This window comes from Pauljensenia hongkongensis, assembly GCF_001746855.1.
In the GTDB taxonomy this organism is placed as follows: domain Bacteria; phylum Actinomycetota; class Actinomycetes; order Actinomycetales; family Actinomycetaceae; genus Pauljensenia; species Pauljensenia hongkongensis.
The window spans coordinates 1,540,377-1,543,046 of the sequence record NZ_CP017298.1; the positions used below are offsets into that span (position 1 = coordinate 1,540,377).

Here is a 2,670-nt window from a genome sequence, read left to right on the forward strand (position 1 = left end):
CCCGCCGCCTGTTCCCCGGCGGGGCCCGCGGCACCGACTTCGCGCGGGTGTGCGCCGACGCCGGGCTCAGGGTCGTCCGCGGCGGGGCGGAGCGCGCCGCCGGGAGGCTGTTCTTCGCCGAGTACCTGCCCAAGAAGCGGCTCGTCGTGGTCAACACGCCCTCCTTGCGCATGTGGGCGGACCACCACGGCGTGGGCCTCGGCACCGCTGTGGACATGGCCCTGTGCCACGAGTACTTCCACCACTTGGAGTGGACCCGCCTGGGGCTCACGTCCCTGGCCCTCGACATCCCGCTCCTGCGCGTCGGCCCCATCCGGGTCGGGCGCGTCCGCTTCCGGTCCCTGTCGGAGATCGGCGCCTACGGCTTCACCCACGAGTGCTTCCACCCCTCCAGCGAAGGAGTCCCGCAATGACACAGCGAACCGTGGACTACGGCGGCCGCGCGCTCCCCGTGATCGGCGCCTACGACGTCGCCGTCGTGGGGGGCGGGTCGGCGGGCTCGGCCTGCGCGATACGCTGCGCGCAGCTCGGCCTTTCCGTGGTCGTCATCGACCGCTACGCGATGCTGGGCGGCTCGGCCACGAACGCCACCGTGTGCCCGATGATGCCCACCCACGTCGCCCACCGCGGCGTTTTCGCGCAGATCGAGCGGGAGCTGCGCGCCTCGGGCGAGGCCACCCGCGACGGCACGACCACGATGCTGTGGTTCGCGCCCGAGCGCCTGGGCATGGTCTACGAGCGCCTGCTCACCGGCTCGGGCGGGGAGGTCCTCTACGACGCGACGCTGGTCGACGTCCTCGACGCCCCCGGGGCGGATAGTGCCGCCACTGGGGCCCGAGCCGACGGTGCGGATACGACCGGGCGCCCCGCCGACAAGGCGGGGACTGGGGATCCTGGAACCGCGCCTGGCCCCGCGACCCGGCCCGCGCCTCGTCGACTGCGCCACCTGGTGGTGATGACCGCGCAGGGCATGGTCTGCGTCGAGGCGGGAGTCATGGTGGACGCCTCGGGGGACGCGGTCCTGGCACGGCTGGCCGGTGTGCCCACGCGGAGCGGGGACGAGGCGGGGGCGAACCAGGTGTGCTCGCTCCGCTTCACGATGGGCGACATCGACGTGGACGCCTACCGGGACTACTGCCTGTCACTGGGCGACGAGTTCTCGCCGCTGAAGTTCGGGTTCTTCTTCGAGTCCGCGATGGTCGTGGGGCGCGGTTTCGCACTCGAGCCCCTCTTCCGCCAGGGGGTGGCCGAGGGGCTGCTGTCCGAGGGGGACCTGCGGTACTACCAGGCGTTCTCAGTGCCGGGCAAACCCGGTGTCATGGCGTTCAACTGCCCGCACATCCCCAGCCTCGTGTCGAACACGACCGCCCGGGGCAGGTCGGCGGCGATCGTCGAGGCCCACGCCGCCATCGACCGTCTCGCGCGGTTCCTGCGCGCGAAGATGCCGGGTTTCGGCAGCTCCTTCCTGGTGGGGGTGGCTCCGATGCTCGGCGTGCGCGAATCCTGGAGGATCGACGGGGTCTACCGCCTCACCGAGCAGGACTACGCGCGCCAGGCGCGCTTCGACGACGGCTTGGTCCGCGGCGATTGGTTCATCGACGTGCACTCCCAGTCCAAGGGGCTCTTCCACCAGAAGGGCTACCAGCCGGGCGACTACTACGAGATCCCCTACCGGTGCTTCATCGCCCCGCAGGTCTCCAACCTGCTCGTGGTCGGCAGGTGCATTTCGACGACGTTCCTCATGCAGGCGTCCGTGCGCATCATTCCCACAGTCATCGACATGGGGGATGCCGCGGGCTGCGCGTGCGCCCTTTCGGCGGCGAACGGCGTCCTCCCTCTGGCGCTGTCCGGCGTGGAGGTCCGCCGCTGCGCCGACGCTGCGTCGCCCCTGGGGTGAGGGAGGAGACTGGGCTGGGCTGAGCGCGCGAGTTTGGGCTGAGCGCGAGGGCTTGGGCTCAGCGCGAGGGCTTGGGCTCAGCGCGAGGGCAGTGGGGATCGCGCGCGGGCTGCTGTTCCCGCGCTCCTGCTCGACTGCCCGTCGGCCTCCCCTTTGCCCCGCCAGGCGGTGGCTGGCTCGGATCCTCCTCCTTTCCTTGCCCGGCGGCCCCCCTGCCCTGCTAGGCGGTGGCTGGCTCGGATCCTCCTCCTTTCCTTGCCCGGCCGCCCCCTTGCCCCGCCAGGCCGTGGCGCTTCGCACGATCATGACCTTGCTTGTGGGCGGCGGGTGGTCGCAGTGCTGGCGCTGCTGCCGCCTCAACGCCCGCCCGCGGTGTTGGGATCGGTGGGGTCCGGTTCGGCACGAGGATCGTCCGGAGCCGGTGGCGACTGGCTCCAGGACGTTGCCGTGGGCTCGGGGGCGGAGGGGCCGCCCGGGCCACCTGGGCCGCCGGTTCCAGGCGCCGAGGAGCCCGGCTCGGGCGGCGTTGGGGTCTGGACGCCTGCGGGCGCGCCAGTGGGGGACGGCGCCGAGCGCGGGGAAGTCGGGGGCGGTGCCGAGCGCGGGGCACCGGAATGGGAGGGGGCAGGACGGGAGGCGTCAGGATCGGAGGGGTCGGCCCCAGAGGCGTGCAACGGCACGAGTTCCGCGAGCAGCCACCTGTTCCCGTCCCAGCGGAGGTCGACTTTCACGGTCGTGGTGCGGTAGGCGTGGGGCGTCATTGCCCCGCGCGC

The 2,670-nt window shown here is 72.4% G+C and carries 2 protein-coding genes; both read left to right on the forward strand.

Annotation, left to right across the window (positions count from 1 at the left end):
* Nucleotides 1–413: hypothetical protein (locus BH719_RS06355; RefSeq protein WP_009743986.1), on the forward strand; the 413-nt coding region annotated here is incomplete at its 5' end.
* Nucleotides 410–1,897, forward strand: coding sequence for an FAD-dependent oxidoreductase (locus tag BH719_RS06360; RefSeq protein ID WP_009743987.1), 1,488 nt, complete (start codon nucleotides 410–412; stop codon nucleotides 1,895–1,897). The genes BH719_RS06355 and BH719_RS06360, both read left to right, overlap by 4 nt.
* The last annotated feature ends 773 nt before the right edge of the window (nucleotides 1,898–2,670 follow it).